This window comes from Peribacillus sp. YIM B13477, from assembly GCF_042787955.1.
Lineage (GTDB): Bacteria > Bacillota > Bacilli > Bacillales > DSM-1321 > Peribacillus > Peribacillus frigoritolerans.
Map to the genome: position 1 here is coordinate 132,851 of NZ_JBHZPD010000006.1, position 25,170 is coordinate 158,020.

Consider the following 25,170-nt stretch of genomic DNA (forward strand, 5'->3'; position numbering starts at 1 on the left):
ACACATAGGAGGAAATAACATGTCCAATCAAACTACAGATAACCTCATTAAAGGCGGGGCCTTTTTAATAGAAGATATTACGTATGATCAAGTGTTTACACCGGAAGATTATTCTGATGAGCATAAAATGATTGCCAAGACTTCCGAGGAATTCGTAGTGAATGAAATTCTGCCGCAGGTTGAACATTTAGAAAACCACGAGTTTGACCGTTCCGTTAAATTACTGAAGCATGCAGGTGAAATCGGTTTACTTGGTGCTGATGTTCCTGAGGAATACAGCGGATTGGGTCTCGATAAAATCAGTTCGGCATTGATTACGGAAAAAATGGCACTTGCAGGCGGTTTCGGAATTACGCATGGTGCACATGTAGGTATCGGCTCTTTGCCAATCGTATTATTCGGGAATGAAGACCAAAAGAAAAAATACCTTCCTTTACTTGCAACGGGTGAGAAGATTGCTGCGTATGCCTTAACGGAACCAAGCTCAGGTTCTGATGCCTTGGGAGCAAAAACGACAGCGAAATTGAATGCGGAAGGAACACACTATATTTTAAATGGCGAAAAACAATGGATTACAAATGCAGGTTTTGCAGATGTCTTCTGTGTATACGCCAAAATCGACGGCGAACAATTCTCCGCTTTCATTGTTGAGCGTGATTATAAAGGCGTATCAACTGGGGCTGAAGAAAAGAAAATGGGGATCAAAAGCTCATCTACACGTACTTTAATCCTCGAAGATGTTCATGTACCAGTCGAAAACCTTTTGGGTGTAGCCGGAAAAGGGCATGTCATCGCTTTCAATATCCTGAATATCGGCCGCTATAAATTAGGCGTCGGTGCTGTCGGCGGATCTAAACGTGCCCTTGAGATTACAGCTGCTTATACGAATCAACGTCAACAGTTCAAAACGAAAATTTCCGATTTTAACTTGACGAAAGAAAAACTTGCAACAATGGCAGCGAAAATTTATGCAGCAGAAAGCTCTGTATATCGTACGGTTGGCCTTTATGATCAAAGACAAAGCAAATTGACGGATGAGCAAGTGAAAGATGGGAAATCAATGGCGGCTGCAATCGCTGAATATGCCATTGAATGTTCATTGAATAAATTCTTTGCTTCCGAAGTATTGGATTACGTTACGGACGAAGGCGTACAGCTTCATGGCGGTTATGGTTTCATGCAGGAGTATGAAATTGAAAAAGCATATCGCGATTCCCGTATTAACCGGATCTTTGAAGGTACAAATGAAATCAATAGATTGCTTGTCCCGGGAACTTTCCTGAAGAAAGCACTTAAAGGGGAATTGCCGCTACTTCAAAAAGCTCAAGGCCTGCAAGAGGAATTAATGATGATGATGCCGGAAGAACCTGGCGAAGAGCCACTGGCACAAGAAAAAATGCTTGTTAGGAACGCTAAGAAAATCGGTATTCTGGCAGCTGGGCTTGCGGCACAGAAATACGGCAAAAATCTTGATCAAGAACAAGAAATCCTCTCCAACATTGCAGATATCGCATCCCTTGCCTATGCAGCTGAATCCGTGGTATTGCGTACGGAAAAGGCAATTGCAGCTACAGGTCTGGAGAAGAATAAACAAAAAGTGCTTTACACTGAAATCTTCGTTCAGGAAGCTTTCAATGAAATAGAACAGCATGCAAAGGAAACGTTAATTGCGGTGGAAACAGGCGATACTCTCCGCATCATGCTTTCGTCGCTCCGTAAGCTGACAAGACACACTCCGATCAATGTCATTGCGAAAAAACGCGAAGCATCCGTCAAAGTAATCGAAACGGAAAAATATGCTCTTTAAGCAATGAGTCAGAATCCGAAAAGGGAATGCCCGTATAGGCATTCCCTTTATTTCCTTTGATGAAATCGCATTGGAAATTCAAAAGACATTTCGTTGTATTGCGTGGTAAAAACGGGTATTCTATTGATAGGTGGTGAAATGATGGGCTTAACATTATATTGGTACCCAAAATGCGGTACATGCCGTAATGCGAAGAAGTGGCTGGATAATCATGAACTGCAATATGAAGCGATCCATATAGCGGATAATCCCCCTTCGCGAACTGAAATAGAACAACTATATAAAAACAGCAATTTGGAGTTGAAGAAGTTTTTCAATACTAGCGGTCAAAAATATCGGGAGCTGGGCTTAAAGGATAAGCTGAAAGAAGCTTCTGAAGCAGAGATGCTTGATATATTGTCCACAGATGGAATGCTTCTGAAAAGGCCGATTGTTACGGATGGCACCAAAGTGACGGTAGGATTCAAAGAAGAGCAATTCGAACAGGTTTGGAACTGAAATTTCACAAAATATTTGGTTAATTCCTTACTTAAACAAACAATCTACCTTATAATGGAATAGATAAAATAAGATGTACATATGGAGGGTTAATTATGACAACAACACCAAAAGAACTTCGTTACACTAAAGAACATGAATGGGTCAAAACGGAAGATGGAACAGTGCGCATTGGAATTACGGCATTCGCACAGTCCGAGCTAGGGGACATCGTATTCGTTGAGCTTCCGGAAATCGGCGATGAATTGAAAGCGAACGAACCATTTGGAAGCGTTGAATCCGTTAAGACCGTTTCTGAACTTTATGCACCTATCAGTGGCAAGGTTGTTGAAGTGAACGAAGATTTAAGTGACAACCCTGAATATGTAAATGAGTCTCCTTATGAAAAGGCATGGATGGTCGTGCTTGAACCATCTAATAGCAGTGATATTGAAAACTTGATGAGCGCTGAAGAGTATGAGAGTTTAATCAACGGTTAAAAAGAAAGGAGAGGGGGGACTGAAAAGGCCTGCTCTCTTTTTCATTTGTACAGTGGGTGAGTTGCGCACATAATTCGTGAGATGGAGTGATGACATGGAGTGGGGCGAATTCGATAAAGTGATCATTGTAGAAGGCAGTTCCGATAGAAGAAAAGTTGCCTCCGTTTTAAATGAAGATGTGGAAATAAGATGTACGAATGGGACCATATCATTAACTAAGCTGGATGAATTAGTGGATGAATTGATCGACCGTGATGTTTATCTCCTTTTTGACGCAGATGAATCAGGAGAAAAGCTGCGGAAGCAGTTCCGAAGGGAAATGCCGGAAGCGAACCACCTGTATATTAATAAAATGTACAAAGAAGTGGAGAGCTCACCCGAACATCATATCGCAACTGTGCTCCTATCTGCCAATATGAATGTGAAAATGAAATTTTTAAGTCAAAGGGTGAACGACTAATTGATGCAGGAATGGAAAGAAGAAGAGTGTAAGCTTGCTGTTGAAAATGGGGAAACCTTTTGCTTATATTTATATACACCTTTATGCGGAACCTGTCAGGTGGCCTCCAAGATGCTGACGATATCCTTGGAGCTTTTCCCCGAATTGAAGGCAGGCAAAATGAATATGAACTATATCCAAGCAATTGCCGAATCATATGAAATCGAAAGTGTTCCTTGCTTATTGCTTTTCAAAGAAGGGCAGCTGCACAAGAAAATATATGCCTTTCAATCCGTTCCTTATTTGTACGGATTGCTTAAGGAAATCAGTTAGGAAACCAACCAGAACCGCGGTTGGTTTTCTTTGTTACTGACATTAGAATGAGAGTAGGAAATAAACAAAGAATATTCTAACAATTCATTGACTGATTTAATCTAAAATGCTATATTTTGAATTAAGTAATGGCAGAATTTAATAGTTCTTATCAAGAGTGGCGGAGGGACTGGCCCGACGAAGCCCGGCAACCGGTATAAATTTTTATATACGGTGCTAATTCCTGCAGAGTGTTGGCTCTGGTAGATGAGGTGTGTTCTTGAAACCTCTTCTTATAGAAGTGGTTTTTTTGTTTATAAAAAGCCAGATTTCATATAAATCCAACTAAATCCATAGAAAAAAGGTGAAATTATATGTCAGAGAAAAAGTTGCGTTTCGAAACATTGAGTGTTCATGGCGGTCTGCAAGCTGATGAAACAGGTGTCCGTGCCGTTCCTATCTACCAAAGCAATGCATACTTGTTCAAGGATACCGACCATGCAGCGAATTTATTTGGCCTAAAGGAGAATGGCTATATATATTCACGGCTTCATAATCCCACGGTCAGCGTTTTTGAGGAAAGAATGGCCTTATTGGAAGGCGGTATCGGCGGATTGGCAACGGCAAGCGGAATGGCCGCCATCTCACTTTCGATCCTGAATATTGCTGCCGCAGGGGATGAGATTGTTTCAGCCTCTACATTATATGGCGGTACGTATAACCTTTTCGAAAACACTCTTCCTAAATATGGGATCAAAGTGAAGTTCGTTTCTCCCGATGACCCTGAGAATTTTAAAAGGGCGATTACACCAAGAACTAAAGCCATTTTTGCTGAAACGATCGGAAATCCAAGTTTGAGGGTGCTCGATATTGAAGCGGTAGCGGAAATCGCCCACGAAGCCGGCATACCTTTAATCATTGATAATACCTTCGCAACACCGTATCTTTGCAGACCAATTGATTTTGGAGCGGATATTGTCATCCATTCCGCTACAAAATGGCTTCTTGGAAATGGAACGACGCTAGGCGGTGTCATCGTGGATGGAGGAAAATTCGATTGGAACTCGCCAAACTATCCTGGCTTCACGGAGCCTGACCCTAGTTACGACGGTCTGGTATACGCCGAGGCAGTTGGCCCTGCCGCATTCATAACGAAAGCCCGAGTCCAGTTACTCCGTGATTTGGGCCCTACGCTAAGTGCCCAAAGTGCATTCCAGTTTACGCTTGGACTTGAAACGCTGCATGTAAGGATGAAAGAGCATCTATCAAACACCAAGTCTGTCATTCAATATTTAAAAAACCATCCTGCCGTGACCTGGGTTTCACATCCTGGTGATGAGGATCATCCCGATAAAGCCCTTGCGGATAAATATTTGCCAAAGGGAGCTGGATCTGTCGTCACATTTGGGATTCAAGGTAATCGCGAAGCTGGGGCAAAACTTATCAATTCGGTGGAATTATGGTCCCATGTGGCGAATGTAGGGGATGCGAAGAGCTTGATCATCCACCCAGCAAGTACCACCCATCAACAATTGAATGAGGCAGGTCTTGCGAAAGCGGGTGTAAGTGCCGATCAAGTCCGTTTATCGATTGGGATTGAAAATGTAGACGACTTAATAGAAGATTTGGAGCAGGCAATTGAAAAGGCGACGAACATCGTCTCCTTGACTTCCAAAACGCTTTAAGCAAAGTTCCTGTTCATTCTTGTACTAGAAATAATATACATTGCGCTCCTTTTTTATCTATGATAAAATTTCTCCATACTAAAGAACTTAATGATGTACAAATATTCTATATATTAGCTCTTATCAAGAGAGGTGGAGGGATGTGCCCGATGAAACCCGGCAACCGACAAGGTGATTTCCTTGGAAAGGTGCCAATTCACACAAAGTTTAATCACTTTGGAAGATGAGAGGAAGGCCTGATTCTTCACCTGCCTTTCTGCTCATGCAGAAAGGTTTTTTCTATTTTAATTGGGAACATGATAGGAGAAACAGACTAATAATGTAGAGAAATCAACTAAGTTCATAGGTTTTATTGGATAAAAGAGGTGAGGGTTAATGATTACATTGACGAAAGTCAGTAAGCTGTTCCGAACAGGAAAAGGAAACAGTGAGACGATCAAGGCTGTAAATAATGTGAATGTTGAAATAAATAAAGGCGAGATTTTCGGGATCATCGGTTACAGTGGAGCGGGGAAAAGTACTTTGATCAGAATGCTCAATGGATTGGAAACACCGACAGAGGGATCCGTTGTGGTGGCTGAAAAGGAAATTTCAAAAATTAAAGGGGCTCAGCTCCGTAAGGCCCGTCAAGAAATCAGCATGATTTTCCAGCATTTCAATCTATTATGGTCAAGGACCGTTCAGGAGAATATATCTTTCCCGTTGGAAATTGCAGGAGTTTCTAAACCTGAACGCACCAAGCGTGTGAACGAATTGATCAAGTTAGTCGGACTTGAAGGCAGGGAAAAGGCCTATCCTTCGCAATTAAGCGGAGGGCAAAAGCAAAGGGTGGGAATAGCCAGGGCTCTGGCAAATGACCCTAAAGTGCTTCTGTGTGATGAAGCGACTTCTGCTTTGGATCCGCAGACTACCGACTCCATACTCGAATTGCTTGTTGACATCAATAAGCGTTTGGGATTGACGATCGTCTTGATTACGCATGAAATGCATGTAATACGTAAAATCTGCCATCGTGTCGCCGTGATGGAAAGCGGGCAGGTTGTTGAACAGGGTCCTGTCCTGGATGTTTTCAAGAATCCTAAAGAACAAATGACGAAGCGTTTCGTGCAACAGGTAACGGAACCGGAAGAAACGAAAGAAACGATGGACCATTTGCTCGAACGCTATCCAGCAGGCAAAGTGATTCAATTGACCTTTGTAGGTGATCATGCAGAAAGCCCATTGATCACCAAGCTTGTACGTAACTTCGAGTTGGATGTCAATATCGTTCAAGGTAAGATATCCCAAACAAGAAGCGGTTCATATGGAACATTGTTTATCCATCTAGATGGCAAAGAGGATGAAATGCTCCGCGCAATCGAATTCATTAAAGCACAGCAGGTAGGCGTGGAGGTGATTACTCATGCTTGAAGAATTATTGCCGAATGTTGATTGGGAAGACATCATTGAAGCTACGAAAGAAACGCTTTACATGACAAGCGTCTCTGTAGTGGCAACCTTTTTTATAGGCATAATACTAGGATTGATCCTTTTCCTGACAGGGAAGGGTAATATGTGGCAAAACCGGGCTGTCAACGGAGTCATGAGTGCTGTCGTCAATATATTCCGCTCCATTCCATTTCTTATTTTGATCGTGCTGCTCATTCCTTTCACTAAAGCGCTTGTCGGTTCCATGATCGGTGAGAACGCTGCACTGCCGGCACTTATTATCGGTGCTGCCCCATTTTATGCGCGTATGGTTGAAATCGGCCTTCGTGAAATCGATAAAGGTGTAATTGAAGCCGCTAAATCGATGGGAGCAAAAACGAGCACGATCATTTGGAAGGTCCTTCTTCCAGAGTCGATGCCTGCCCTTATTTCCGGGATTACGGTAACATCGATTGCATTGGTTGGATATACCGCGATGGCCGGGGTCATCGGCGCTGGCGGGCTTGGTAATCTAGCCTATTTGGACGGCTATCAAAGAAATCAAAATGACGTTACGCTTGTAGCGACAATCGTTATTCTAATTATCGTCTTCATAATTCAAATTATTGGAGATGTGATTACATCTAAATTGGACAAAAGATAAAGGGAGATGAAGAGGATGAAAAAGTTTTTAGGATTTGCATTAATCTTAGTGTTATCTATCGCTTTGGCTGCTTGTGGAAGTGAAAAGGATAAAAGCGGCAGCGATACGGATAAAGAATCGAAGAAAATAGTTGTAGGGGCATCCAATGTTCCTCATGCAGAAATCCTTGAGGAAGCTAAACCGCTTCTTAAAGAAAAAGGAATCGATTTGGAAATTGAAACGTTCCAGGACTATGTTTTACCGAATAAGGCGTTGAATGATAAGGAATTGGATGCTAACTACTTTCAACACATTCCATATTTAGAGGGGCAAATTAAAGAAAATGGATATGACTTCGTCAATGCTGGCGGAATCCATATCGAGCCGATTGCTCTATATTCACAAAAATATAAAAGCATTGATAAACTTCCGGAAGGCGCAACAGTTATTATGAGCAGCTCTGTTGCTGATCATGGACGCGCTTTATCCCTTTTGGAAAAGAATGGCCTGATCACTTTGAAAGAAGGCATCGATAAAACGACAGCTACAACGAAAGACATCGTAGAAAATAAGAAAAACCTTAAATTCGATGCCGATTATGAAGCGGCCCTGCTTCCTAAAATTTATGAGAGCGGCGAAGGCGATGCAGTCTTGATCAACTCCAACTATGCAATTGACGCCGGTTTGAATCCGCTTGAAGATTCAATTGCGATTGAAGATTCCGAATCACCTTATGTGAACGTCATTGCCGTAAACAAAGGTGACGAAAATAAAGAAGCAATCAAAGCGCTTGTAGAAGTATTGCATTCTAAAGAAATTCAAGATTTCATTCTTAAAGAATACAAAGGTGCAGTTGTACCGGCGGATAAATAATTCGAGAATGGCGGCCTGATTTAATTCAGGTCTCAGTTTAAAAAGGTTTCGGAATGGTCTCATTCCGAAACCTTTTTTTTTATTGGATTTGAATCACAATAGCCCTCTATATTTGTTATTGAGTGCCGATGGGCAGGGATAGTTGCGGAATCTGCGTCAACAGCTTCAGGTTTTATTCATTTATGCTTCAGCAGACAGTAACGGAGTTGTGTTGGGACGATAGTAACACCCGGAAATACTCGATTAAGAGCCTCTGGCTGAACAAATGATTAATAAAGCTGCCGAACTTAGAGAAGTGAAGCACTTTATCACGGAAATCCTAACCGGCATCGAATGGAATATAGAATGTAGGTGAAAGTGATTCTATCTGATTGTGTAGTCTTAGTGGATTGGAGCGGGTGTTCGAGACTCCTGCGGGAAGCGAGTCAAGGGGAGACACCGCAGGCGCAAAAGCGCCGAGGGCGGACCGCCCGCGGAAAGCGAGTGCCTGAAGTGGAAAGTAACGTTCAAATTTTGAAAACCTAAAAATCTAAAAAACTGTAGACAAACTAAAAATTATGAGCGACGCATTATGTAAAAGCTGAACGGACAAACCAGCTCGCTATAATGATTATCCAGGTTGTTTCAGTCTGCGTCTTAATTTAATTCCTTTCATGTTTAATCAGGAAAGGAAAGGGTATATAGATAATGAAGGTGAAAAAATGATACACAAATTTGAAAGGATGGTTCACTATCAATACTCTGGATTTAAATGTAACAAGCGAAATGGAAAAGGCGATGCAGTCTTCACATGGGATTGGCTACAGTGAGTACAGTAGAGACTTAGACCTCCGTATCGAGGTTGAGAAGGAACGGGATAGGGAACATGTAAAGTGCAACAAAATGGTCCAGGAACTACAACGCAAAATTCACGGCTAAGCATATAAAAGAATTCTTTAAAAGATCGGTCTGTAGAGGTAAAATGGAAAGTGGTCCATAAAATAAGGGTTTCCTTATTGGATAAACTTACATAATACCTGACAGTCCGATTTTTTTCTTTTTAAGCGGAACGTTCATACCTTGCAATCGAAACCTTTGAACATATAGTAATAAGGACGAAGATTTGCCGAATAATAAGATAATTTTAACAAAAGATAAAATAAGTATGAATATGCAGTAAACAGGCCATATCTGTTAATATTGTAAGAATCGGACAGGTTTTTAACATGGCCGAAGTGGAAACCCCTATCTATTTAGTTGATTCCAAATTGGATTTGTTATAAAATTGGAATGAGAATAAAGTGAGAATGCTTTTACGGAAATTATAGTAATGAAAGTAATCTTTACTTTCTGGTAATAAAATTGGAATTAGTTCACGGAGGTATTATTATGTCAGCTTCTACATTAACGGTTAAAGATCTGCACGTATCAATTGAAGGCAAAGAGATTTTAAAAGGGGTAAACCTTGAAGTTAAAGGTGGGGAAATCCATGCGATCATGGGACCAAATGGAACTGGTAAATCAACTTTATCATCAGCAATCATGGGTCACCCTAAATATGAGGTAACTAGCGGAAGCATCACATTCGATGGTGAAGATGTATTGGAGATGGAAGTAGACGAGCGCGCTCGTGTCGGTCTATTCCTAGCTATGCAATATCCAAGTGAAATCAGCGGTGTTACAAATGCAGACTTCTTACGTTCTTCCATTAACGCACGCCGTGAAGAAGGCGATGAAATTTCATTGATGAAATTCATCCGTCAAATGGACCAAAAAATGGAATTCCTTGAAATGGATGAAGATATGGCGCAACGCTATTTAAATGAAGGTTTCTCAGGCGGAGAGAAAAAACGCAACGAGATTCTTCAATTAATGATGATCCAACCTAAAATTGCAATCTTGGATGAGATTGATTCAGGTCTAGATATCGATGCACTTAAAGTCGTTTCAAAAGGAATCAACGAAATGCGCGGAGAAGACTTTGGATGCTTGATCATCACCCACTACCAACGTCTATTAAATTACATCACTCCTGATTTTGTACATGTAATGATGCAAGGACGTGTCGTAAAATCAGGCGGTCCTGAACTTGCTGCCCGCTTGGAAGCGGAAGGTTATGACTGGATTAAACAAGAATTGGGCATTGAAGACGAAACTGTTGGCGAAGAAGCGTAAGTAGGAGGATTTGCAATGACTACAGAAACGAAATTACCGTTTGAACAAGAGGATATAAGCTCCTATTCAACTAAAAATAATGATCCAGCTTGGCTATCCGAGCTTCGGATTCAAGCGTTTTCTGAATTAGAAAAGCTCCCGATGCCAAAGCCGGATAAAACGAAAATCGATAAATGGAATTTCACTTCTTTCCAAACTCATACGGTTGAGAGTGAAGCTTTTGCCTCTTTAGAGGAGCTTCCGGAAGAAATTAAGTCCATCATTGAAGAAAATGAAAACTTGTACATCCAACGCAATAATACGCCGGCACATATCAATCTGTCAGCTAATGTGAAAGAACAAGGCGTCATTTTTACGGATATTTTATCAGCGGCCCGCGATCATGCTGAGCTCGTGCAAAAATATTTCATGAAAGACGGCGTTAAAATAGATGAGCATCGTTTAACAGCGCTTCATGCTGCATTGGTTAATGGGGGAGCATTCCTTTATGTTCCAAAAAATGTAGAAATCAAAGAGCCGATTCAATCGGTATTCCTTTTGGATAATCCGGATACTACACTTTTCAACCATGTCTTGATCGTAGCTGAAGATAATAGCTCTGTCACATATGTAGAGAACTATTTCTCAACCGTTGAGTCTAACGAAGGTGTTGCCAACATCGTAACTGAAGTATTTGCAAATGCGAATGCCAAAGTCCAATATGGTGCGGTCGATACCCTTTCAAAAGGCTTCACGACATATGTTAACCGCCGTGGAGTGGCAGGACGTGACGCACGTATTGAGTGGGCGCTTGGCCTGATGAACGACGGAAATACGATTTCGGATAATACAACATATCTAATGGGCGATGGCTCCCACGGTGATACAAAAACCGTTGTAGTAGGACGCGGGGAACAAAAGCAGAACTTCACGACAGCCATCATTCATTATGGCAAACGCTCTGAGGGTTATATCCTTAAGCACGGTGTCATGAAAGAATCCGCATCCTCCATTTTTAATGGAATTGGGAAAATAGAGTATGGTGCTACAAAGGCCAATGCTGAACAAGAGTCACGTGTGTTGATGTTAAGTGAAAAAGCACGCGGAGACGCCAATCCGATCCTCTTGATCGATGAAGATGATGTAACGGCTGGTCATGCTGCTTCAGTCGGCCGTGTCGACCCGCTTCAACTGTATTATTTAATGAGCCGTGGTATTACAAAGAAAGAAGCAGAAAGACTTGTCATTCACGGATTCTTGGCCCCTGTTGTTAACGAGCTTCCAATTGAGGGAGTCAAAAAACAATTAGTAGCGGTCATTGAAAGGAAAGTACAGTAATGAACCCATACGAAATTCGTAAGCTTTTTCCAATATTAGATCAAGAAGTCAATGGTCAGCCATTAGTTTATTTAGATAGTGCTGCAACCTCTCAAAAACCGGCTGCAGTGATTGAAGCGATTGAGCAATATTACCGCGGCTATAACTCGAATGTTCACCGCGGGGTGCATACACTAGGAACAAAAGCTACGGATGCGTATGAAGGTGCTCGTGAAAAGGTACGTAAATTCATTAATGCTTCTTCTACAGAAGAAATCATCTTTACCAGAGGCACAACGACTGCTTTAAATACTGTAGCAAGAAGTTACGGTGGTGCAAATATTAAAGAGGGTGACGAAATCGTCATCTCTTACATGGAGCATCACAGTAATATCATTCCGTGGCAGCAGCTTGCCAAAGAAAAAGGCGCTGTATTGAAGTATATTCCGCTTCAGGAGGATGGCACGATTTCCGTTGACGATGCGAGGGCTACAATTACGGAAGCAACGAAAATCGTGTCCATCATGCAGGTTTCGAATGTGCTTGGCGTTATCAATCCTGTGAAGGAAATCGCCCAAATTGCCCATGATCACAATGCTGTAATGGTAGTCGACGGGGCACAAAGCACGCCGCATCTAAAAGTGGATGTCCGTGATTTGGATTGTGATTTCTTTGCCTTCTCAGGTCATAAAATGGTCGGTCCAACAGGCATCGGCGCATTATATGGCAAGAAAGATCTTCTGGAAAAAATGGAACCGATTGAATTCGGCGGAGAGATGATTGATTTTGTAGGTTTGTATGAGTCTACATGGAAAGAACTCCCGTGGAAATTCGAAGGCGGTACCCCAATCATCGCCGGCGCCATCGGCATGGGGGCTGCCATTGATTTCTTGGAGGAAATCGGTTTGGATAATATTGAACGGCATGAACATAAGCTCGCCGCTTATGCAATGGAGAAAATGTCAGCAGTTGAAGGACTGACCATTTACGGTCCTAAAGATGCAGAAAAGCGTGCTGGTGTAATAACCTTTAATATTGATGACGTACATCCACATGATGTCGCAACCGTTCTTGATGCAGATGGAATTGCTGTCCGTGCCGGTCACCACTGCGCACAGCCATTAATGAAATGGCTTGACGTATCAGCGACAGCAAGAGCAAGTTTCTATCTATATAACACGGAAGAAGATATTGATAAGCTTGTGTCCGGGCTTGTTAAAACGAAGGAGTATTTCAGTAATGTCTTTTGATAACCTTGATACACTTTACCGTCAAGTCATTATGGATCACTATAAGAAACCTCGTAATAAGGGCATGCTAGAAGATGGAAGCATGACAATCGATATGAATAATCCAACTTGCGGCGATCGGATTCGTTTAACGATGAAGATTGAAGACGGCAAGGTCAGCGATGTTAAATTCGATGGTGATGGTTGTTCGATATCGATGAGTTCGGCTTCCATGATGACGCAAGCCATTAAGGGCAAAGACGTTGATACTGCCCTAGCGATGTCCGAGACTTTTTCCTTAATGATTCAGGGAAAAGAATACGACGATGAGATGGACCTTGGGGATATTGAAGCCCTTCAGGGTGTTTCTAAATTTCCTGCCCGAATCAAGTGTGCTACCCTAGCTTGGAAAGCCATGGAAAAGGGATTGAAGGAATAATTAAATTAAAATGAGCTGTTGTAATTCAGCCATTTGAAATGGAGGAATACGAGCTATGGCAAAGAAAATGCCTGATATCGGCGATTATAAATATGGCTTTGCGGATAAAGATGTTTCCATCTTCCGTTCAAAGCGTGGTCTGACAAAAGAAATCGTGGAAGAAATTTCTCGAATGAAGGATGAACCGCAATGGATGCTTGATTTCCGTTTGAAATCATTGGAGCATTTTTACAACATGCCAATGCCTCAATGGGGCGGCGACATGCAGAGCCTGAACTTCGATGAAATCACATACTATGTTAAGCCATCAGAGAAATCAGAGAAGTCTTGGGATGAAGTTCCTGATGAAATCAAACAGACTTTTGATAAATTGGGAATTCCTGAAGCCGAACAAAAATACCTTGCCGGTGTATCTGCCCAATATGAATCTGAAGTGGTTTACCATAGCATGAAAGAAGAATTGGAAGACTTGGGTATCGTGTTTAAAGATACGGACTCAGCACTTCGTGAAAATGAAGATATCTTCCGTGAGCATTTCGGGAAAACGATCCCGCCTACTGACAATAAATTTTCTGCATTGAACTCGGCAGTTTGGTCAGGTGGATCATTCATCTATGTACCAAAAGGCGTTAAAGTGGATACTCCGCTTCAAGCTTATTTCCGGATCAACTCTGAAAACATGGGGCAATTCGAACGTACGCTAATCATTGTTGATGAAGGCGCATCCGTTCACTATGTAGAAGGTTGTACAGCTCCTGTTTATACAACTAACTCCCTTCATAGTGCGGTTGTTGAGATTGTCATCAAGAAAGATGCCTACTGCCGTTACACGACGATCCAAAACTGGGCAAACAACGTGTTTAACCTGGTTACGAAACGTGCGGTTTGTGACGCTAATGCAACAATGGAATGGATTGATGGTAACATCGGTTCGAAATTGACAATGAAATATCCTGCTGTCATCTTAAAAGGTGAAGGCGCTCGCGGTATGACATTATCGATTGCCATTGCTGGTAAAGGCCAACACCAAGACGCGGGAGCGAAAATGATTCACCTAGCGCCAAATACATCTTCAACGATTGTATCTAAATCAATTTCTAAACAGGGCGGTAAAGTAACATACCGTGGTATCGTTCATTTTGGACGTAAAGCGGATGGAGCTCGTTCCAACATTGAATGTGATACATTAATCATGGATAATCAGTCTACATCTGATACGATCCCTTACAATGAAATCTTGAATGATAACATTTCCCTTGAACACGAAGCGAAGGTTTCCAAAGTATCTGAAGAACAATTGTTCTACTTGATGAGCCGCGGAATTTCTGAGCAAGAAGCAACGGAAATGATCGTAATGGGCTTCATCGAACCATTTACAAAAGAACTTCCAATGGAATATGCGGTTGAAATGAACCGTCTGATCAAGTTCGAAATGGAAGGCTCCATCGGATAATAACCGACTGGCCTGCCTGTAAGGCGATTTAGAATAATCATTCATACAAAAGCCTGCCGGGTTTGACTGGCAGGCTTTTTGTTTTGATATTTTGATATTCCACACCCTTATACGAAAGATTAGATATGGCTCAATGAGGGTAAAAAAATAAAAGAAGAAGTCAGGAAATGGTCCTGTCCCAAAGGAGTGATGATGCAGATGATTTATGTTGGTGTGACCGGTTGGGGTGATCATGATAGTTTATATCATGGAGGTGTTTCCCAACGTGATAAACTCAAAGAGTACGGCGCTCATTTTCCCATTGTGGAGGTGGATGCTTCATTCTATGCAGTCCAGCCAAAGAGGAACAGTGAAAAGTGGGTATCCGAGACGCCAGCATCATTCCGGTTTGTCGTTAAAGCCTACCAAGGGATGACAGGACATCAACGTGGGGAAATCCCATTTGAAAGTAAGAAGGAGATGTTCAAGGCGTTTTGCGACTCACTGGAAGCATATCGGAAGTCCGGCAAGCTCGCGATGGTCTTATTTCAGTTTCCGCCATGGTTTGATTGTAAACGTGAAAACGTGAATTACCTGCGATGGTGCAAAGCTGAAATGGGCGATATCCCAGTTGCCATAGAGTTCCGGAATCAAAGCTGGTACAGGCCAAACGTAGTCCAGCAAACTTTGGATTTTATCGAAAAGGAAGGCTGGATCCATACTGTATGCGATGAGCCGCAGGCTGGTGAGGGATCCATTCCTGTCGTTCTGCATGCCACCGATAAAGATAAAACCCTGGTACGCTTTCATGGCCGTAACCTGCATGGTTGGCAAAGGCCTGCTTCGGGGGATAATTGGCGTGAGGTCAGGTACCTATATCGATATAATCATCAGGAATTGACTGAATGGGTGGAGAAAATCAGGATATTGGAAAAGGAATCCAAGGAGTTATATGTCCTGTTCAATAATAACTCAGGCGGGGATGCAGCTGATAATGCCAAACAAATGATCGAGCTGCTTGGTATAGAATATGAAGGGCTGGCTCCTAAGCAGCTTGGTTTGTTTTAAGAGGGATTATATAATGAATAATGTGATGATGTGACAAGCTAGTAGAGGTAATATCCTCACAAACAGATAAAGGCGGATTTTTTCATGGTATGGTTAGTATTAGTGGGTATTGGATTATTAGCGGGATCAATCGGCGCTCTTGTCGGTCTGGGAGGCGGAATCATCATTGTGCCTTCCCTTTTATATTTAGGTACATCTACAAATATTATCGATGAGCTGACTCCACAGGTCGCCGTTGGTGTTTCAACCGTAATCATGATTTTTACCGGCTTATCTTCCACTCTATCTTATTTAAAGCATAAGGTGGTGGATTATAAGGCCGGCTTAATCTTTTTTATTGGCAGTGCACCTGGCGGAATAATGGGGGCCCATGTGAATAAAAACCTTAACGCCGAAGCTTTTTCATTGTACTTTGGAATTTTCATGGTTTTCATGGCCATCGTGTTATTAGTGAAAAATCGTTTGAAGCCCATGCTTTTCAAGCCTGGAAAAGGGAAAATAGTGAAAACGTATAAAACCGAAAATGGACATTCATTTTCCTATGGTTACCACCCCCTGTTAGCTGTATTGATTTCTTTTGTGGTGGGATTCAGCTCCGGGTTATTTGGAATTGGCGGCGGAGCCTTAATGGTACCCGTCATGATGCTTCTTTTCTTCTTCCCTCCGCATATGGCTGTAGCGACTTCGATGTTCATGGTATTTCTATCTTCCATCACTAATTCGATTACGCATATTTCCCTTGGAAATGTAAATTGGCCATATGCTTTTGCCCTGATTCCGGGTGCGTGGTTCGGTGCTAAATTGGGTGCATTCATAAATACGCGCCTAAAGAGTGCGTCGCTGGAGAATATGTTGAAAATAGTGCTGATAATCATTGGTTTACGTCTTATATACCAAGGCATTACAGGATAAACGAGGAGGAAAAATGATGTCAGAAATCATTCATTTATATCACACCAATGATCTCCATAGTCATTTTGAGAATTGGCCTCGTATTGATAAGTTTCTTAAAGAAAGAAGACAACTTCATCAAGAAACGGGAGAAGAAGCGATCATACTGGATATAGGCGATCATGTGGACCGCTGGCATCCATATACAGAAGGTACGTTGGGTAAAGGAAATATTGAACTGCTTAATGAAGCGGGCTACCAATATGTGACCATCGGCAATAATGAAGGGATCACTTTACCTCATGATGCATTGGACTCCTTATATGATCATGCAAGGTTCAAGGTCTTGGCAGCCAATATTTATTACGGTGATAATGAAAGGCCGGAATGGGCGCTTCCATTTTGGATACATACAACGGCAAAAGGCACCAAAATCGCGATGATAGGTTTGACAGCCTTTTTTCAAAAGTTTTATTCTGCGATGGGCTGGGAAATAAAGGAACCATTCATGGAGTTAAAGGCGCAGCTCGAAAGGGTCAAAACAGAGGCGGATGTAATCATCATCCTTTCCCACCTGGGCATCCATGATGATGAGAGGATGGCAAGGGACTTTCCGGAGATTGACATTATACTTGGCGCGCATACCCACCACATCCTCCACCAAGGTAAATTGATCAATGACACACTCCTTTGCGGGGCAGGGAAATATGGTTTTTTTGTTGGACAGGTGGAAATGACCGTCAATCAGGAAAAGAAAATTAGCCAGAAGAGGGCCATTCTTTATGATACCAATGACTTTTTGGAATTGGAGAATGAACGTTCATGGATTGAAGAAATATACCAGGCCGGAGGGAAAACGCTAAAACAGGTTGCTGTGGATTTACCGGTGGCACTAGATAATGATTGGTTCAAACGAAGTCCTTTGACGGAAATCCTTGTGGAGGCCCTAAGGGAGTGGAGTCAGGCGGATTGTTCCTTTTTGAATGCAGGTCTTCTGCTCGAGGGGCTTCCGAAGGGACCTGTCACAAAAGGGGATATTCACAGAATCTGCCCACATCCCATCAATCCTTGCGTCGTTGAAGTAGATGGGAATGAGTTAAAGGAAATCTTGATGCAATCGAGAAATGAAGAGTGGCCTCATATTCAGGTGAAAGGTTTCGGTTTCCGCGGAAAAATCATGGGAGTCATGCAATACGATCAAATTGAATTTAACGAAATGGAGAATGGAATCGTAAAAGGGATCCTTATAAAAGGAGAGAAACTGCAGGCGGATAAGTCCTATAAATTGGCAATACCTGATATGTTCACGTTCGGGCACTTCTTTCCAAGTATCCATCGCTCCAATCGCAAGGAATACTTACTGCCGGAATTCTTACGGGATATCCTTTTATGGAAGCTGAAGAAAATATACACTAACCCCTGATTCAAAAATCACGGTTTTGCCCTTTTTTTCATAAAGTATGGGGAAGGAAGGGGCGAAACCAATTGATTAACATGATCCCAATAATTCTTGATAATCATACATTCCTAGCCATTTCTGTCCGACTGCCGAAAACGAATTTACTTGCTGTCGCGTCCGAAAAAGGGTATATAATGTGCGGTGCATTAGATGTTGGACTGCTGAACGATAAATTGAGAGATCGTAAAATCCTTGCAGGGAGGGCCACAGGAGTTAAATCGATTGAAGAGTTATTGGAAGCGCCGCTTGAATCAGTCACCTGGGAGGCTGTGGAAAAGGGCATACATCCAGGAATGATTGGTAAAGAGGCATTAATCAAAATGATTTGAAAAGGTGGGCTTTCTTTCTTCCGAAGGGGGCCTTATTTTTTTATCAAAGTAAATGCTAATATTTTATAAATAAATATGTTCTAAAAGATTCATTTATAAAAATATGCTCCGATAAAACTTATAAAAGAAAGAATCGGTTTGAATTATAAATATTGAATGGGGAAACGGAGTACAAGTATGAGGCTAGCTATTAGAAAGTCCCTAAGACCTGGAGCAAGGATCGGTAAAAACATTTATAATGATCGGGGCCATATCCTATTGTGCGAGGGTCAATCGACTGGTTTCCCTTAATATTCCCTATGTTTACATTCAAGATTCCAGGACGGATGACATTATTCCGAAGCCCCCAGTTTCCGGGAAACTTAGAAGAGAAGCCATTAATATGATTGAAACCACTTTCCTGGACATGAAAAATAAAATGAACCTGGATGGATCATTCACGATAGAGCAGGCTAACGTCAAATTAACTCAAATAGTCCGGAACATCATGGGCGAGCTGAAAAGGAATAAAGAGCTAATGACTTTATTGGCCGACGTTTATACATACGATGACTATATCTTCACACATTCCTTCAATGTGACCTTATATACCTTGGCGATCGGGGTGGAATTGAATATCAATGTTAAGAATCTCGAAATTCTTGGGCTTGGAGCGATTTTACATGATGTCGGCAAAATGCTCGTGCCTTTGGAAGTCCTCCGTAAACCCGGTAAGCTGACGGAAAAGGAGTTTGAACAAATCCAAAAACATGCCGATTGCGGATTTCATCTAATTAAAAATGTTCATACCGTTTCACTTTTAGTTGCGAATTGTGCCTATCAGCATCATGAAAGGTTAGATGGATCTGGATATCCCCGTGGGATAAAAGGGGATGAAATCCATTATTTCGGCAAGATCATTGCCGTTGCCGATGTGTTTGATGCCGTTACTTCCAATCGGGTTTACCGTAAGGCCATGCTGCCGCATCAAGGATTGGAAGTCCTTTATGCCGGAGTCGGGAAAAAGTTCGACAATGCGATCATCGAGGCTTTCCGCAGGGCGGTTGCCATTTATCCCAATGGTCTATCCGTCGAATTGAATGATGGGAGGAAAGGGGGAGTATCCTCTCAAAATGAGGGGATAGGAGACCGCCCAATGATAAGGATACTTGAAGAAGATGGAGAGCGGATAAAAGAGCCCTACGAAGTGGACTTGAATAAAAACCTGCATTTGCTCATCATGAAATGTCTCGATATACAAGAACCAGCCTAACCTCAAGGATAAGCTGGTTTTTTCATTCCTTGTTTTCCTTCATGATGGCAGGTGCAACCGAGCCGTTTCCGTTACTGAAATAACTTGGAACATCACCTTCGATCAGCAGGCTTCCGACTGTCACTTCCTGGCTTACCTTGGTCTCCTTCGTGAAAGAGGGGATGACGATTTGAATATTGACATCAAAGTCCACAATCAATTCATAATAAACATTATTGATGCCTGCGTTTGTCAGTTTTGTCCTCAAATCCGATTCAACATTCCCGATGACTGACATTTTCACTGGGATTTCAGGTCCGTAATTGGAAAGGAGGTTATTCCCGGTTACGACACCAAATGGTATATAATACACCACACTTTTATATTGTTCATCATTTATTTTGGCTGAACCTGTTTTAAAAGGGTTTCCCTGTTTGATGCCAAGCTTCTTTTGAATATCCTTCGTGATGTTAGCCCGCAATTCACTATATATGACTGGATTGAAGCTATAGGAAGAACTGGAGTCCTCACCACCCTTGGTGTTGGTGATGATTTTGTTCATGTCAATCTTGGCTATATTCTCATCAACCGATTCATGAATCGTTTCGGTTGCAATCCTTTTGATTTCATATTCGGCTACACTCATGATCACGGGTTCGATCGATTTGTCCACGTACCAAAGAGTCATGATGCTTGATATGATGAACAGGATAAATGAATAGAGAAATACTTTTCGGGTGGGAAGAGGCCCCTTTTTTCGGAATTTCTTCGTTCGAAATCTTTTTCGGAACACGCTTTAGCCCCCTTTACTAATAACTATGCATCAAGTTCAGGGGTTTATGTTCGAATCAAAAAAAAGCAGCGTAAAATTCACGCCGCTCACTATTTCTTTTTGGCCAGATCTTTCCTTTCCCACAATTTTAAATAGGGGTAAGGGTCAAAGCTCCATTCTGTGATTCCGTTGTCTTTGTACATTCCGTAATGAAGATGAGGAGGGAATTTTCCGGAAGTTCCTGGAGGACCGTAGCCCGTACTGCCGACACCCCCGATGACTTGTCCGGGCTCAACGATTTGACCGACTTTCAACCCTTTGGCGAAGCCGCTTAAATGGGCAAAGTAATGATAGGTATTATTTAAATCCCGTATCCCGATCCTCCAACCGCCGAATTTATTCCAGCCTTTCATTTCAATGATTCCATAGCTCGTGGAACGAACGGGAAGGCTATAATCCGCAAAAATATCAGTGCCCTCATGGATTCTCCTTCCGCCCCATCCGCGAGCGCTTCCCCATGTATTCAAGTACGTATAATGAGTCCGTACTGGAACCGGGAAGGCTTTTTCATGTAGATCCAACCGGTCGTATTTCTTATAAATCTCGGCATTGCCCATAATGATGCTGACGGCTTTATCGCGTTTATAATAATCCCACAAGCCGATCCGGATATTATCTTCATCTGCACCATATGCTTGGAGATGCTTCGAAAAAGCATATAATCGATCGGTATCATTAGTAATATCCGCTTTGCCATCACCATTGCCATCCTGGCCCAACCCATCAAAAAATGTGATCGTGAGCGGGTTCACATCGTTTAAGTCAGGATTGAGAGCCCCGCTCCACTTTGAAGGCTCGATGTGGATGCCTATAAAGCCTTTTGCCGGCTCTAAATCCCTTCGTGCGGCCCTTAGGCTGTGTTCATATTGATCTGCTCCAGCAAGGTAATACCACGGGATTTGGAGGGCAGCCTCCATATTTTTATATAGCGCCATTCTCCCGGCATAAACATCAGGGGTATCGGCAGCATTGGCGACTTGGCCTGGTGCCAAGATAAACAAACAAGTTATCGTTAGAAGGAATAATTTTTTCAACGGGGCAGGCTCCTTTCATGATATTCTCCGTTATTAAAAGACATCAGTCCATCCATCTTTTATAGTTTTGCTTATTTGGCAATAAACATGAAAAATAAATAATGGGAAACCAACTATAACTTGTATAAATGCTTTTTTATTGTTAAAGTAGGGTGTGTTAATTTCTATAGAATGGAGTGGCATTTTCATGTCTTCTAGAAATAAAGAAATTCTTCGAAAACCAGATTGGTTGAAAATAAAGCTTAATACTAACGAAAATTACCTCGGTTTAAAAAATATGATGCGCGAGAAAAATCTTCATACTGTCTGTGAAGAGGCAAAATGTCCGAATATTCACGAATGCTGGGCAGTGAGAAGGACGGCTACTTTCATGATTCTAGGTGAAATCTGTACAAGGGCTTGCCGTTTTTGTGCAGTAACAACCGGACGTCCGAATGAATTGGATTGGGCTGAACCGGAGCGTGTTGCCGATTCCGTTGTTTTGATGAATTTAAAGCATGTCGTGATTACAGCTGTTGCCCGTGATGATTTAAAGGATGGAGGCGCTGAAGTTTTCGCTGAAACGGTCCGTGCCATCCGTCGCAAAAATCCATTTACATCAATTGAAGTATTGCCGTCTGATATGGGCGGGGTGTTTGAAAATATCAAGACTTTGATGGATGCTAAACCGGATATCCTTAACCATAATATAGAGACTGTCAGAAGTTTATCCGACCGTGTACGGGCTCAGGCCAAGTATGATCGTTCATTGGAGCTTTTAAGAAGAGCCAAGGAACTGTATCCGGAAATACCGACAAAGTCCAGTTTAATGGTGGGGCTGGGTGAAACGCGTGAGGAAATCCTTGAGACAATGGATGACCTAAGGGCCAATAATGTGGATATCATGACGATCGGCCAGTATTTGCAGCCGACTAAAAAGCATTTAAAAGTGCTGAAATACTACACGCCTGAAGAATTTGCCGAACTGAAAGAACGTGCATTGGAAAAAGGATTCAGCCATTGTGAATCAGGTCCGCTTGTCCGTTCGTCCTACCATGCGGATGAACAGGTTAATGCTGCGGCAAAACATAAGCAGAGCAAAGGTGAAGAATTATTGAAATAGAGTGAAATAAAGGACCGAAAAAATTCGGTCCTTTTGTATTCAACGGTTATCCATTTTTTGATGGATGTTATCGTGATGATCTCTTTTATCGTTAACCATTTCGCCGTTTTCATTTTCACCGTCACTCATTTTGTATCCTTGAGGCGACTTCAGCATTCTTTTGATGGTCTGTTCAATCGTATAGTCAATCCCTCTGCTGCCGGATTTCACTGTAGCGAAGTTCTCGACATCTTGGGCAAGGGTTTGATAATCATCACTGACATAGACATGATAGTAGCGAGGCACGACGGACATGGCAGTACGTTTAACCTGGTCTGCGGTTTCCGTCCGATCCTTTGCATTGGTATCATATACGACAAGCACTTCCTCATCAGTAACGAGGGTAGCGGCATCATTGACATTTGGAATCTGAACACTCAGTTTAGAGATGACATCAGAAAGTTGTTCACGGTCAATGGAAGCAGCTTTGTTGGAAATGTTACGGCCGTCAATGGTTGCACTATTTGTGCGGGTAAAACCGAAATCATCACTTTTATTGTCATTATTACGATAATCCTCGTCATAATATTGAGTTGGATTATTTACGTTTGTTGGGTTACCGGCATTGTTTTTTGCACCTAGCCCCTGGTCTTCTTCTTTATCAGCACATCCGGATAGTGCAATAATCGAGCTTAAACCAATCGTTATTATCGTTTTTTTCATCAATAACACCCCCATAACTTTAGGATGAACATATTTCTCTATTTTTCGCTTAGTAATTGATGGGGAATCAGTTATAATTTAAAGAAGGAATGTATATATGAGAGGTGAAAACAATGATTAACATCAATAACATGACCTATGAAATAATTGAGGATGAAAGGGTAGGCTATAACGAAGAAGCGTTTAAAGCCAGATACAGTGAGATTTTAACGAAGTATGATTATATAGTGGGCGATTGGGGTTACGGGCAATTGAGGCTGCGTGGATTTTTTGATGATTCCAATCAGAAAGCCACCTTTGATACGAAAATAAGCACGCTTAGTGAATATCTATATGAATACTGCAATTTTGGCTGTCCTTATTTCGTCGTGAAGAAAATAAAGAAATAAAAAGGCCAGAATTCACTCTGGCCTTCCATGTTAAGAGTTGCCATATCCTTTATATGGAGGCTGTTCGTCTTTTTCTGAATCATCATGTGTCGGATGTGCCCCAGGATATTGTCGAGGCATACCCTCATGTAACGATTTATTTTCATAATCAAAGGCACTTTGATATCGTTGCCCTTCCTGCCACGGGGTATTTTTATTCTGAACTGGTTCATCTTTTGCTATGGCTGATCCAAAAGGTCCTTCGGGAAATTCTTCAGGAATTAAATAATCCCTCTGTTTTTCGACATTGGAAAAATCGTGGTATTCTTCTTTGTCCAAGATAATCCCCCCTCATGTAATCGGTCTTACACTCAGTAGGTTTCCCGTTTAAGCTAAAAAACTTCAGCACTCAGACGATTTCCATTAAAAAGTGACGAAGTTCTTCGGCTTCCGCTTCCGACAATTGAAAGGCATGCTCAAGATAGCCTTCCTCTTCCAAATCATCAGGCCCAATAATCGCGAAACGGTTACTCTGCATATTTAAAACAAGCTTCTTTCCATAGAAACGATCGGTTGCCGTAATGGCCAGGTCGAATCTTGATTCCTCTCCCATGAAGCTTATGAACCGGGTTTTTGAATCAACGACGTCATTGTATAAATAAAAGCGATCTTCCATAATATCATTCCCTTCGTATCTTCACATTTGTAGTTCCATCATAACAAAGTGACTTCAATAGGGGAACAGACATTTTTCGGGCTTCAGCTGAAGAACTTCGCTCCAGCAATAATGGCATTCATCGATTAAATGAAAATGGCAAGAATATAAATGGAATCGGGGAGTGTACGTCTGGAAATGCACCCGCGTAGAATAGGCAATGTGTGGTTGAAGGAATTGAGAGTAAGGGAGAAGCTATGGTATTATCAAGGAATAAGGTTGGTTCGGTACAGCGTTTTTAACTATGCCGCTCATTCAACCAATGATTCCCTATATCATCTTAGATCAGAAAGGATCTGGAAAAAATGTACTTTGTAGACCGCCAAAAGATTGAACAAATATTAGGTTTTCTTGAAAAGCAGCTTGGACTTTTTGAGGGGCAGGATAATTGGGATGGAGACCATTCGGAACTTATCGCTGAAAGGCTTATACAAACTTCCATCGATTCCGTGTTGGATGTAGGAAATGCGGTAATTGATGGTTTCATTATGCGTGATCCAGGAAGTTATGAGGATATTATCGATATCCTTCAAGATGAAAAAGTGATTTCAGAAGAAAAAGCGATGCAATTCAAAAAGGTTTTGCCATTAAGGAAAATGCTGGTTCAAGACTTCATTGAAGTGAATCACAAAGAACTGCATGCCGTATTTTCGGAAAATATCGAGGCATTCAAGCAATTCCCTGATTTGGTGAGGAACTATTTAACGAATGAATTGGGACCTGTTTCAGCTTTTAAAAACTAGCAG

Annotated in this window: 28 protein-coding genes and 2 riboswitches; of the genes, 23 read left to right on the top strand and 5 right to left on the bottom strand. The window is 41.9% G+C overall.

All coding sequences use genetic code 11. The features are described from left to right. Positions 1-19 precede the first annotated feature (19 nt). The 20 genes from ACFX4H_RS18300 (at position 20) to ACFX4H_RS18390 (ending at position 19,692) form a co-directional block, all read left to right on the top strand. Positions 20-1,807 carry an acyl-CoA dehydrogenase family protein gene (locus ACFX4H_RS18300; RefSeq protein ID WP_377435989.1) on the top strand — a complete coding sequence of 596 codons (1,788 nt, stop codon included), beginning with the start codon at positions 20-22 and terminating at the stop codon, positions 1,805-1,807. A 141-nt stretch (positions 1,808-1,948) separates the two neighbouring features. Next, on the top strand, positions 1,949-2,305 hold the full coding sequence (locus ACFX4H_RS18305) for an arsenate reductase family protein (protein WP_034310119.1): 357 nt from the start codon (positions 1,949-1,951) through the stop codon (positions 2,303-2,305). 95 nt (positions 2,306-2,400) lie between these two features. Next, positions 2,401-2,784 (top strand): glycine cleavage system protein GcvH, encoded by a 384-nt coding sequence (gene gcvH, locus ACFX4H_RS18310; RefSeq protein WP_034310122.1) that lies wholly within the window; start codon positions 2,401-2,403, stop codon positions 2,782-2,784. Between the two features lie 94 nt (positions 2,785-2,878). Then, positions 2,879-3,244 (top strand): toprim domain-containing protein, encoded by a 366-nt coding sequence (locus ACFX4H_RS18315; RefSeq protein ID WP_034310126.1) that lies wholly within the window; start codon positions 2,879-2,881, stop codon positions 3,242-3,244. Positions 3,245-3,247: 3 nt separating this feature from the next. Next, complete coding sequence (locus tag ACFX4H_RS18320; RefSeq protein ID WP_053537408.1) at positions 3,248-3,556, top strand: thioredoxin family protein; 309 nt, start codon at positions 3,248-3,250, stop codon at positions 3,554-3,556. A gap of 145 nt (positions 3,557-3,701) precedes the next feature. Then, a riboswitch (SAM riboswitch) is annotated at positions 3,702-3,809 on the top strand. A gap of 100 nt (positions 3,810-3,909) precedes the next feature. After that, positions 3,910-5,220 carry an O-acetylhomoserine aminocarboxypropyltransferase/cysteine synthase family protein gene (locus ACFX4H_RS18325; protein ID WP_377435990.1) on the top strand — a complete coding sequence of 437 codons (1,311 nt, stop codon included), beginning with the start codon at positions 3,910-3,912 and terminating at the stop codon, positions 5,218-5,220. A 117-nt stretch (positions 5,221-5,337) separates the two neighbouring features. Further along, positions 5,338-5,450, top strand: a riboswitch (SAM riboswitch). A 145-nt stretch (positions 5,451-5,595) separates the two neighbouring features. Then, entirely contained in the window at positions 5,596-6,630 is a 1,035-nt protein-coding gene (locus ACFX4H_RS18330) for a methionine ABC transporter ATP-binding protein (RefSeq protein ID WP_034310128.1), read from the top strand. Further along, positions 6,623-7,291: a methionine ABC transporter permease gene (locus ACFX4H_RS18335; protein WP_034310130.1), complete on the top strand. Its 669-nt coding sequence runs from the start codon at positions 6,623-6,625 to the stop codon at positions 7,289-7,291. Before ACFX4H_RS18330 ends, ACFX4H_RS18335 begins: the two co-directional genes overlap by 8 nt. A 15-nt stretch (positions 7,292-7,306) precedes the next feature. After that, positions 7,307-8,143: a MetQ/NlpA family ABC transporter substrate-binding protein gene (locus tag ACFX4H_RS18340; protein WP_241636516.1), complete on the top strand. Its 837-nt coding sequence runs from the start codon at positions 7,307-7,309 to the stop codon at positions 8,141-8,143. A 777-nt stretch (positions 8,144-8,920) separates the two neighbouring features. Next, positions 8,921-9,061: a YuzK family famiily protein gene (locus tag ACFX4H_RS26860; protein ID WP_483878270.1), complete on the top strand. Its 141-nt coding sequence runs from the start codon at positions 8,921-8,923 to the stop codon at positions 9,059-9,061. 450 nt (positions 9,062-9,511) lie between these two features. Continuing rightward, positions 9,512-10,297, top strand: coding sequence for a Fe-S cluster assembly ATPase SufC (gene sufC / locus ACFX4H_RS18345; RefSeq protein WP_034310141.1), 786 nt, complete (start codon positions 9,512-9,514; stop codon positions 10,295-10,297). A 15-nt stretch (positions 10,298-10,312) separates the two neighbouring features. Beyond that, positions 10,313-11,614 carry a Fe-S cluster assembly protein SufD gene (gene sufD / locus ACFX4H_RS18350; protein ID WP_034310144.1) on the top strand — a complete coding sequence of 434 codons (1,302 nt, stop codon included), beginning with the start codon at positions 10,313-10,315 and terminating at the stop codon, positions 11,612-11,614. Continuing rightward, the gene (locus ACFX4H_RS18355; protein ID WP_048688225.1) at positions 11,614-12,843 is read left to right on the top strand and encodes a cysteine desulfurase; all 1,230 of its coding nucleotides are present in this window, start codon (positions 11,614-11,616) and stop codon (positions 12,841-12,843) included. The genes sufD and ACFX4H_RS18355 overlap by 1 nt, the downstream gene beginning before the upstream one ends. Then, a complete protein-coding gene (sufU, locus tag ACFX4H_RS18360) occupies positions 12,833-13,261 on the top strand; it encodes a Fe-S cluster assembly sulfur transfer protein SufU (RefSeq protein WP_034310148.1) in 429 nt (142 codons plus the stop codon). The genes ACFX4H_RS18355 and sufU overlap by 11 nt, the downstream gene beginning before the upstream one ends. 55 nt (positions 13,262-13,316) lie before the next feature. Next, a complete protein-coding gene (gene sufB / locus ACFX4H_RS18365) occupies positions 13,317-14,714 on the top strand; it encodes a Fe-S cluster assembly protein SufB (RefSeq protein ID WP_034310152.1) in 1,398 nt (465 codons plus the stop codon). Positions 14,715-14,912: 198 nt separating this feature from the next. Next, complete coding sequence (locus tag ACFX4H_RS18370) at positions 14,913-15,761, top strand: DUF72 domain-containing protein (RefSeq protein ID WP_053536752.1); 849 nt, start codon at positions 14,913-14,915, stop codon at positions 15,759-15,761. A gap of 84 nt (positions 15,762-15,845) precedes the next feature. Continuing rightward, entirely contained in the window at positions 15,846-16,673 is an 828-nt protein-coding gene (locus tag ACFX4H_RS18375) for a sulfite exporter TauE/SafE family protein (protein ID WP_241636515.1), read from the top strand. A gap of 16 nt (positions 16,674-16,689) precedes the next feature. After that, the gene (locus ACFX4H_RS18380; protein ID WP_377435991.1) at positions 16,690-18,075 is read left to right on the top strand and encodes a bifunctional metallophosphatase/5'-nucleotidase; all 1,386 of its coding nucleotides are present in this window, start codon (positions 16,690-16,692) and stop codon (positions 18,073-18,075) included. A 62-nt stretch (positions 18,076-18,137) separates the two neighbouring features. Next, positions 18,138-18,440 carry a YunC family protein gene (locus tag ACFX4H_RS18385; RefSeq protein ID WP_034310161.1) on the top strand — a complete coding sequence of 101 codons (303 nt, stop codon included), beginning with the start codon at positions 18,138-18,140 and terminating at the stop codon, positions 18,438-18,440. Positions 18,441-18,822: 382 nt separating this feature from the next. Continuing rightward, positions 18,823-19,692 (top strand): HD-GYP domain-containing protein, encoded by an 870-nt coding sequence (locus ACFX4H_RS18390; RefSeq protein WP_377435992.1) that lies wholly within the window; start codon positions 18,823-18,825, stop codon positions 19,690-19,692. Positions 19,693-19,714: 22 nt separating this feature from the next. On the opposite strand, the gene yunB is transcribed toward ACFX4H_RS18390, so the two are convergent. Further along, positions 19,715-20,464 carry a sporulation protein YunB gene (gene yunB, locus ACFX4H_RS18395; RefSeq protein ID WP_034310166.1) on the bottom strand — a complete coding sequence of 250 codons (750 nt, stop codon included), beginning with the start codon at positions 20,462-20,464 and terminating at the stop codon, positions 19,715-19,717. A gap of 89 nt (positions 20,465-20,553) precedes the next feature. Then, positions 20,554-21,537, bottom strand: a complete 984-nt coding sequence (locus tag ACFX4H_RS18400) for a M23 family metallopeptidase (RefSeq protein WP_034310168.1) — start codon at positions 21,535-21,537, stop codon at positions 20,554-20,556. Positions 21,538-21,724: 187 nt separating this feature from the next. Between ACFX4H_RS18400 and lipA the strand changes: the two genes are divergently transcribed. Then, complete coding sequence (gene lipA, locus ACFX4H_RS18405) at positions 21,725-22,639, top strand: lipoyl synthase (protein ID WP_034310172.1); 915 nt, start codon at positions 21,725-21,727, stop codon at positions 22,637-22,639. A gap of 39 nt (positions 22,640-22,678) precedes the next feature. Here the strand turns inward: lipA and ACFX4H_RS18410 are convergent, their stop codons facing one another. Further along, positions 22,679-23,341, bottom strand: a complete 663-nt coding sequence (locus ACFX4H_RS18410; protein WP_034310174.1) for a YhcN/YlaJ family sporulation lipoprotein — start codon at positions 23,339-23,341, stop codon at positions 22,679-22,681. A gap of 113 nt (positions 23,342-23,454) precedes the next feature. On the opposite strand from ACFX4H_RS18410, the gene ACFX4H_RS18415 reads away from it, so the two are divergent. Then, on the top strand, positions 23,455-23,730 hold the full coding sequence (locus ACFX4H_RS18415; RefSeq protein WP_377435993.1) for a YutD family protein: 276 nt from the start codon (positions 23,455-23,457) through the stop codon (positions 23,728-23,730). Between the two features lie 30 nt (positions 23,731-23,760). On the opposite strand, the gene ACFX4H_RS18420 is transcribed toward ACFX4H_RS18415, so the two are convergent. Then, positions 23,761-24,048 (bottom strand): cytosolic protein, encoded by a 288-nt coding sequence (locus ACFX4H_RS18420; protein WP_377435994.1) that lies wholly within the window; start codon positions 24,046-24,048, stop codon positions 23,761-23,763. 70 nt (positions 24,049-24,118) lie between these two features. Further along, positions 24,119-24,385: a DUF3055 domain-containing protein gene (locus ACFX4H_RS18425; protein WP_034310182.1), complete on the bottom strand. Its 267-nt coding sequence runs from the start codon at positions 24,383-24,385 to the stop codon at positions 24,119-24,121. 344 nt (positions 24,386-24,729) lie between these two features. On the opposite strand from ACFX4H_RS18425, the gene ACFX4H_RS18430 reads away from it, so the two are divergent. Then, positions 24,730-25,167: a DUF86 domain-containing protein gene (locus ACFX4H_RS18430; RefSeq protein ID WP_034310185.1), complete on the top strand. Its 438-nt coding sequence runs from the start codon at positions 24,730-24,732 to the stop codon at positions 25,165-25,167. Positions 25,168-25,170 lie beyond the last annotated feature (3 nt).